This is a genomic window from Mycobacterium sp. E342 (assembly GCF_001667665.1).
Classification (GTDB): domain Bacteria; phylum Actinomycetota; class Actinomycetes; order Mycobacteriales; family Mycobacteriaceae; genus Mycobacterium.
In genome coordinates this window covers 1-9,385 of the sequence record NZ_LZJM01000132.1, presented here as the reverse complement: position 1 = coordinate 9,385, position 9,385 = coordinate 1, and the positions used below count along the sequence as shown (strand labels likewise).

The 9,385-nt window shown below is 62.2% G+C and carries 3 protein-coding genes; all 3 read left to right on the top strand.

Features of this window, described 5'->3' with window-relative positions:
- On the top strand, positions 1 to 6,363 hold a 6,363-nt coding region (locus tag A5692_RS08580; protein WP_156765989.1), incomplete at its 5' end, for a non-ribosomal peptide synthetase.
- 1,214 nt (positions 6,364 to 7,577) lie between these two features.
- Positions 7,578 to 7,808, top strand: coding sequence for an MbtH family protein (locus A5692_RS28140; RefSeq protein ID WP_082962477.1), 231 nt, complete (start codon positions 7,578 to 7,580; stop codon positions 7,806 to 7,808).
- 24 nt (positions 7,809 to 7,832) lie between these two features.
- Positions 7,833 to 9,385: condensation domain-containing protein (locus A5692_RS08575; RefSeq protein ID WP_156765988.1), on the top strand; the 1,553-nt coding region annotated here is incomplete at its 3' end.

The following is a 9,385-nucleotide window of genomic DNA, read 5'->3' as shown; positions in this document are numbered from 1 at the left end:
CTGGCCCGCGCACACAACGCCACCAATTTCATGGTGCTCCAAGCCGCCCTAGCAGTCTTGTTGGCCAAACTCAGCACGAGTTGTGATGTGGCCGTCGGGTTCCCGATCGCCGGCCGGCGCGACCCCGCTCTAGATGAGCTGGTCGGGTTCTTCGTCAACACCCTGGTATTACGCGTCGATCTGGCCCGCAACCCGACCATCGAAGAGGTACTAGCCCAGGTGCGTGCCCGCAGCCTGGCCGCCTTTGAGCACCAAGACGTGCCCTTCGAAGTGCTCGTAGAACGGCTCCACCCCACCCGCTCGCTGGCACATCACCCCCTGGTACAGGTAATGCTGGCCTGGCAAAACGTGCCCGGGCACAACAACGATCTCGACGATCTGAGTTTGGGGAAGGCGAAGGTCAGCCCGTTCACAGTGCACACCCACACTGCCCGTATGGATTTGGCGGTCTCGATTGCTGAACACTTCACTGAGACGGGTGAGCCCGCTGGGATCAGGGGCGCGGTGGAGTTTCGCACCGACATCTTCGACCCCGGCAGCATCCACACCCTGATCCAGCGATTGAGCCGCGTGCTGGTGGCTATGATGGCCAACCCGTCCCAGCCGGTGTCCTCGATCGATGTGCTCGATGCGCATGAACACACCCGCCTGGATAACTGGGGCAACCGGGCGATACTGAGCCGCCCCGCCGCCCCGCCGGTCTCCATCCCGCAGGCATTTGCCGCCCAGGTCGCGAGCACACCCGAGGCAGCGGCGCTGGTATACGAAGGCCGCACTCTGAGCTACCGCGCACTCGATGAGGCGTCCAACCGGTTGGCACATCTCATAACCAGCCGGGGTGTGGGCCCCGGTGATGTGGCGATAGTGCTTCTGCCTCGCTCCACGCACGCGATCATCGCCATCCTGGCAATCTTCAAGAGCGGGGCGGCCTATGTGCCGATCGACCCCAAGGAACCTGACGCCCGTATCGGGTTCATCCTCGCCGACGCCGCCCCGACGGCGGCCATCACCACCACCGAGTTGCGGTCGCGGCTAGACGGATACAACCTGTCGGTCATCGATGTCGATGACCCCGTGATCGACAGCCAGTCGGCCGTCTCGCTGCCCTGCCCGGATGCCTACAACATCGCATACATCATCTACACCTCGGGCACGACCGGTGTCCCCAAGGGGGTCGCCGTCACACATGTTGGCATCGCCGATCTGGTCGCGACACATGCCGAGCGCGTTGCTATCAGGGGCGATAGCCGAATCTTGCAGTTCGCTCCGTTGGTCTTTGACGCATCCGTCGGGAATATGTGGTTTGCCTTACTGACGGGAGCTGCTGCGGTGATTCCGGACGCCGAGCAGGCGCTGCCGGGCATAGAATTGGCAAAGCTAATAGCAGAGCAGAAAGTGTCTCACGCAAAGATGACACCGTCAGCACTAGCGGCTTTGCCCCCTGACCGACTTGACGGGGTGACGCTGATCGTCGGCGGCGAGGCCTGCCCTGCGGAAGTGGTGGACCGGTATGCCCCCACCAGCACCTTGATAAATGAGTACGGTCCAACGGAAACCACGGTCAACGTGACGGTTGGCTTCCCACTTCACGTTGGTTCGGGGGTACCTCCGATCGGTTCGCCGGTGTCAGGGACCGCGTTATTTGTGCTCGATGGCGGGCTGCGTCCGGTGCCTCCCGGAGTGGTCGGCGAACTGTATGTGGCCGGTCGCAGTGTGGGGGTGGGGTATTGGCGCCGGGCGGCCTTGACCGCGTCGCGGTTTGTGGCGTGCCCGTTCGGCGGCGCCGGGATCCGGATGTATCGCACCGGGGATCTGGTGCGGTGGGCTGACGACGGCCAGTTGCGGTATGTGGGCCGCGCCGATGAGCAGGTCAAGATCCGCGGGCATCGCATCGAACTGGGTGAAATCCAAGCAACGCTAGCCAGTTTGGCTGGGGTGGAGCAGGCGGTGGTGCTCGTCCGGGAGGACCGGCCCGATGTTAGGCGCCTGGTGGGTTATGTGACCGGGACGGTCGATCCCGTCGCGATCCGCGCCGAGCTAGCGGAGCGCCTGCCAACCTACATGGTGCCGGCCGCAATCGTCGTGCTCGATGCCCTCCCACTGACGGTCAACGGCAAACTCGACACCCGTGTGTTGCCGGCCCCGGAGTACGCCGATGCCGATGGGTATCGCGCCCCTGGCAGTGTCCTCGAGGAGGTGTTGGCCGGGATTTATGTGCAGGTGCTCGGGGTCGACCGGGTGGGGGTAGACGACTCGTTCTTCGAGTTGGGTGGTGATTCGCTGTCGGCGATGCGTCTCGTGGATGCAATCAACACTGGTTTGGATGCAGGTCTTTCGGTGCGTGCGGTCTTCGAGGCGCCCACCATCGGGCAGTTAGCGCCCCGCCTCGGTGGGAACGCCGGTGGGTTGGAGCCGGTGGTGGCCGGCGAGCGTCCGGGGCGGCTGCCGTTGTCGTTTGCTCAGTCCCGGTTGTGGTTCATCGATCAGCTGGTGGGCCCGTCCCCGGTCTACAACATGCCGGTGGCCGTGCGCCTGCAAGGCAAGCTTGACACCGACGCGTTGGCAGCGGCGCTGGTCGATGTAGTGGGCCGGCATGAGAGCCTGCGCACGGTTTTCCCCGCGGTCGAGGGCATACCCGAGCAACTGGTGATTCCCGCTGAGCAGGCCGAGTTGGGCTGGAGCGTGGTCGACGCCACCGGGTGGCCGGATACCCGCCTGCATGAGGCGATCGAGGCCGCAGCACGTTACACATTCGATCTGGCAACCGAGATCCCTTTCCGCGCGCGGCTTTTCCACGTGGCCGAGGACGAGTATGTGTTGGTGGTGGTGGTGCACCATATCGCCGCGGATGGCTGGTCGGTGACTCCGTTGGTACGCGATGTGGTTGTGGCCTATACGAGCCGCGCTCAAGGCCAGACTCCAAGTTGGGCGCCGTTGGCGGTGCAGTATGCCGATTACACATTGTGGCAGCGTGCCCAGTTCGGGAATCTCGAGGATCCGCACAGTCGCATCGGCGCGCAGTTGGCTTACTGGCAGGGTGCGTTGGCCGGGATGCCTGATCGGCTGGTATTGCCGACGGATCGGCCGTATCCGGCGGTGGCCGATTATCGCGGGGCCAGCATCACCGTGGAGTGGCCGGCGGAGCTACAGCAGCAGATCGCGCGGGTGGCCCGCGCACATCACGTAACCAGTTTCATGGTGATCCAGTCCGCCCTGGCCGTGCTCCTGGCCAAACTGAGCGCCAACGCCGATGTGGCCGTCGGCTTCCCGATCGCTGGGCGTCGTGACCCGGCGCTCGATGAGGTGGTCGGGTTTTTCGTCAACACGTTGGTGTTGAGGGCCGATCTGGGCGGGGATCCTAGTGTGGCCGAGTTGTTGGGGCAGGTGCGGGCGCGCAGTCTGGCCGCCTTTGAGCACCAGGATGTGCCTTTTGAAGTATTGGTGGAGCGGCTCAACCCCACCCGCTCGCTGGCCCATCACCCGCTGGTGCAGGTGATGTTGATTTGGCAGAACCTGCCTGGGCACCACAACGCTATTACGGACTTCAGCTTGGGCGATATGCACGTCAGCCCGATGCCAGCCGATACCCGTGCTGCGCGAATGGATTTGGCGTTCTCTCTGGCCGAGCATTTCACCGAAACGGGGAAGCCAGCCGGGATCGGCGGGGCGGTTCAATTTCGCACCGATGTGTTCGAGGCGGCGAGCATCGAAACCTTGATCCAGCGGTTTCAGCGCGTGCTGGTGGCGATGACTGCTGACCCTTTGCAGCCCGTCTCTTCGATCGATGTGCTCGATGCGCAGGAGCACGCCCGCCTCGATGGCTGGGGCAACCGAGGTGTGTTGACCCGCCCGGGCGCGCCGACGGTGTCGATCACACAGTTGTGGGCCGACCAGGTGGCCCGCACACCCGAGGCCGTAGCGCTCACTTGTGGAGGCCTTTCCCTGACATATCGGGAGCTGGATGCGGCAGCGAACCGCTTGGCGCACTTGTTAGTTACGCATGGCGCCGGTCCCGGTAAGTATGTGGGGCTGCTGATGTCGCGGTCGGCTCGGGCCATCATCGCGATCCTGGCTGTACTCAAGAGTGGGGCCGCCTATGTGCCGATCGACCCGGGCCTGCCGACGGCCCGCATCGAGTTCATGCTCAGCGATGCCGCGCCGATTGCCGCTTTGACCACGGCGGGCCTAGGGTCGGCTCTCGACGGATATGGCATGCGGGTCATCGACGTCGAGGACCCCAGTGTCGCCGCCCAGCCCAGCACACCACCGCCGGGCCCAGCCCCGGATGATATCGCATACCTAATTTACACCTCGGGCACCACGGGGATTCCCAAAGGCGTTGCCGTTACTCATCAGAACGTGACCCAGTTGCTGGAATCACTGGACACGCGCTTAGGCCAAGACCGGGTGTGGTCCCAGTGTCATTCGTACTCCTTCGATGTTTCGGTATGGGAGATTTTCGGTGCCTTGCTGGGTGGGGGCCGGTTGGTTGTATTGCCCGAGACGGTGACCGCTTCCCCGGATGAGTCGCATGCCGTTCTGATCGCTGAACAGATCGACGTGCTCACCCAAACCCCCTCAGCGATGGCGATGCTCTCGCCGGACGGGTTGGGGTCGGCGACGTTGGTGGTCGCCGGTGAGGCATGTCCGGCTGGAATGGTGGATCGCTTAGCGCCGGGGCGGGTAATGGTCAACGCTTATGGGCCGACGGAGACCACGATGTGTGTGGCGATCAGCGCCCCGTTGTTGGCAGGGTCGGGGGTTCCGCCGGTTGGGGCGCCGGTGTCGGGGGCGGCCCTGTTGGTGCTGGATCAGTGGCTGCGCCCAGTACCGGCCGGGGTGGTCGGCGAACTCTATGTGGCGGGTCGCGGCGTGGGGGTCGGGTATTGGCGCCGGCCCGGGCTGACCGGGTCGCGGTTTGTGGCCTGCCCCTTCGGGGGCGCCGGGGCGCGGATGTATCGGACCGGGGATTTGGTTTGCTGGCGCGACGACGGCCAGCTGCGGTACGTGGGACGTGCCGATGAGCAGGTCAAGATCCGCGGGTATCGCATCGAGCTCGGCGAAATTCAGACAGCGCTGGCCGGTTTAGACGGGGTCGGGCAGGCGGTGGTGGTCGCTCGCGAGGACCGCCCCGGCGAGAAGCGCCTGGTGGGTTACGTCACCAAATCTGCTTCTGGTTCTGGGACGGTCGATCCGGTTGTGAGCCGCGCCCAGCTGGCGCAGCGGTTGCCGGCCTATATGGTGCCGGCCGCGATTGTGGTGATTGAGGCGGTACCACTGACGGTCAACGGCAAACTCGACAAACGTGCCCTGCCGGCGCCGGATTACATAGGCGATGGTTACCGCGCCCCGGTTACACCCACCGAGAAGGCCTTGGCCGGCATCTACGCCCAAGTGTTGGGGCTCGAGCGGGTCGGCGTGGACGACTCCTTCTTTGAACTCGGTGGGGATTCTCTGTCGGCGATGCGCCTCATTGCCGCGATCAACGCCGACCTGAATGCGGGTCTTCCGGTGCGCACCATCTTCCAGGCGCCAACCGTGAGAAGCTTGAGTCGGCGAATATCCAGCGATGCTGGGGCGGTGGAGGTGGTTGCCGTTGAGGTGCTCAAGGAGGGTACCGGGGTTCCGCTCTTCTGTATTCATGACGGTTTCGGCCTTAGCTGGCCAAATAGGGCTCTGGGTGATTATTTGGATTGCCCGATTATTGGGATTAACCAAATAGCGCAAAACGGCGAATGTCAACCTGGATCGATTCATGGCTTGGCGGCCAGCTATGCAGACAGGGTCCAAGCCATTTATCCTGCCGGGCCTTACAATATTCTCGGGTGGTCTTTTGGGGGCATCGTAGCTCATGAACTCGCCATTGAACTCCACAGACGAGGATGTGTAGTCGAACATCTCGTTCTACTAGATGCTGCATTAGGCACCAACGGCGTCAGTCCAGGGACCGAATGCCTAGACGAAGGCAAAGTTCTCGAACACATCTTACGAGCTCACCGGATAGAAATTCCGCCGCATTCGCTGCCCCTTACCTACCGACGGGCAGTGGGATTAATTCATCAACGAGAAGCAGTGGATCTTATCTTCCCGCCCAAGCAACTGCTGGAAACCATGGTCCAAAGCGTTAATCTTAATCAACTATATCTGTTAGCACATGCCCCCGGTGTATTTGAAGGCAGTATTGTCATATTCTCTGCTGCACAAAGCGAACGCAATCGAGATTCATCTTTGCTGCAAAGTTGGGAACCTTATGTCGCCGGCGACATTACGGAGCATTCGGTCGACTGCACACATTATGACATGTTGAGTACCGAATCGCTCAGAATATATGGGAAACGGCTCAAGCTACTATTAGAGACTTAGGTATATTGGGATTGTTCATATCAGTTAAAGCATCCTGGTGCGACTGTTGCTGATTCGCCGTAGCGAAGTAAGCCACGAGTCCGGCGCACCCAGCTACGCAAGCTGAGGCAGATCGGGGCCGCCGCAGGCCCCCGCGACTGGACCGTTAGGAGTATCGACGGGCAGATGCCCGAAATGGGTGGCTCGTACCCCCCGCTCACCAGTGCCCGTCGGCGCAGAGATGTCAGCTGTTTTTATGCTCAGGCTGCAGCGGACGTTCAACGTAATTGTGGCCCGCGGATGAAAAACGTGTAGACCGCCGTCGTCGGTCGAGATCGGTGCAGTCAGCCCCGTAGCGGGCTTCGGTGGCACTGGACTGACCGCTATGTCGGCGCCGCGACACCGTGGCAAGCGGTGCAGTGGGAATGTTAGTGAACGGTGCTCATATTTGTGGACTTCCCGTCACACCACGCCGTGTTACGGGTCGTAACGCCTAACCGACGCCTGAGATGGGAAGGTCAAGATGTGCAAGGTATTCCGCAGCAACTTTTGCCGACTCGTACCCTCCTAGTAATCGCACCAGCACGCGCTATTGGCAAACCTGTGGCTTGAAAGAGGTCAAGTAAGGTGAGCGGCCGTAAGGCGGTGTCGGCGGCCGATACGTCTCGTCTTCGTTACGGCTAGTTGTAACACGGTATGCGGCTCGTGCGGTTGGGGCGTCGGCCCACTCCGAGCAAACTTGGTTTCCTCCGAAAAGGCGGTGCCGGAGCACATCTGGGATCGTCGGCGGTGCGGCGGCCGATAAACGACAGCATTCGAATGTGGCTCTTGCTCGATGCGGCGAGCCGGACGCCATAGTCGTGGACTGGAATTTGCGTAATGAGGGCGGCAGGCTGGGGCGCGGGTTTTCGAGTGCCGCTGGCGGCCATCGCCTCGGTTTCCGATACGGCAGTGCCGCAACATGATTGACGCATTGCTCTGATCTCGTCCTGCGGGGTGGTTGAGGACCGAAGACTCTGTCGGGGATGTTGGCATCGGCCGGGGTTGAAGAATCCGGCAAGGTTGCAAGTCAACTATCGGTCGGGACGGAGATGCTAGAGGAGGCCCCGCCGTTACTGAGGAGTGTTGACGGGCCGCGGGCGGAGTTTTGTGGAAAGTTTTCGGGACGGGTGGCGTTGGGCTGTCGTATGGTTTGGAGCGGACCATGTGTCTCGGCTAGACGGTCTGGGGGATCGGTGAGCATCAATCCATTCGATGATGACAGTCGCAGTTTTGTGGTCTTAGTCAATGACGAGGAACGGCACAGTTTGTGGCCGGATTTCGCTGATGTTCCGGCCGGTTGGCGAGTGGTGTATGGCGAGGCCGATCGTGGAGCGTGCGTGAACTACATCGAACAGAATTGGACCGATGTACGGCCTGAGAGTCTGCGCGAGAAGCTGGTCGCGGGTCCGGTTTTTGAGCGGTAACCCCGTTTGGGTTGGTGGACTCGGATGGAACTCGACGACCGGGCACTTCCGCTCACACGCGGACAGTTAGACATCTGGCTTGCCCAGGAACTGGCCCAACAGCTTGGCCAGGAGAGGGGTCGCTGCGCCACCGAGTGGCAGTTGGGCTTATTGGCCAGGGTCGAGGGCCGCGTCGACCGGGAGTACTTGCAGCAGGCGATCCGCCAGGTGGTGCGTGAGGCTGAACCGGGCAGGGCCGCGTTTTGTGAGGTAGATGGCCAGGTTGTGCAGCGGGTGATCGATTACCCGGATGTCGAGTTGGCTTTTTACGACCTGCGTGGCGCACAGGATCCGGTACAGGATGTCGGTGAGATCGCGTCATCGATTCAACGCACGCCCATGCCGTTAAGTGGCCCGCTGTTCAAATTTGCGTTGTTCCAGACTCGCGGTGATGAATTTTACTTGTTCGCATGCTGTCACCACATCGTCATCGATGGGTTGGGCATGGTGCTGGTCAGCCGTCGGCTGGCCACCATCTATACCGCCATTGTTCGTGGAAAACCCATCCCTGCGGCCTACTTCGGCTCGTTGCACGACTTGGTGGACTTCGAGTCGGAATACGAAGCCTCCTCCGATTTTCTGCAGGATCGGGCGTACTGGCGTAGCCGCCTTCCGCCGGAAGGCGACCCTGCGTATCGGTTACCCGATACAGTGACCGTGGGAGACTCCTATTCCGCTTCTGCTCAGGTCCCCTTGGACCCATCTGTGGTTACCAGCATTCACCCGTTGGCAAAAGCGTTGCGGATCCGTCGGTCCTCGGTGCTGACGGCGGCGTGCGCGCTGTTGGTGCGGGGCTGGTCAGGTAGCGGCTCGCAGGTGGTGCTCGATTTCCCGGTCAGCCGCCGGGTGCGTCCGGAATCCAAGATGCTTCCCGGGATGCTTGCGGGGGTGGTCCCGCTGGTGTTGACGGCGTCACCGCAGTCCACGGTGGCCGATTTTTGTGTGCAAGTGGACACCCGAATACGAGAGTTGCTGCAGCATCAGCGGTTTCCAGCGCACACCCTGGAGGCGAGCGGCGGTCTTCGCGGCCCAGGGCAGGTGGCCAATCGGGTCGGTGTCAATTTCATCCCGTCTCGATTAACTCTGGACCTGGCGGGTGTCCCGGCAACGGCGACATACACCAACCATGGCCCGGTCGGCCACTTCGGGCTGTTCTTCCTGGGCGCTGGTGACCGGCTGTATCTCAGAACGGCCGGCGCTGGCCAACCCTTTGCCAGTTTCGACGTCTCCTATTTAGCCAACCGCTTGCAGCAGATATTGGCCGAAATGACCGCGGATCCCTCGCGGCTGTTGTCGTCGATCGAGGTGCTCGACGTCGATGAGCAGGCCCGCCTGGACGAGTGGGGTAACCGTGGCGTGTTGGACCGCCCCGCCACACCGGCGGTGTCGATTCCGGATGTGTTTGCCGCCCAGGTCGCGCGGACCCCGGTGGCGGTGGCGCTGACTTTTGGGGACCGGTCGTGGACGTATCGGGAGCTTGATGAGTCGGCGAATCGGTTAGCGCACTTACTCGTTGCCCAAGGGGCGGGACCGGGTGG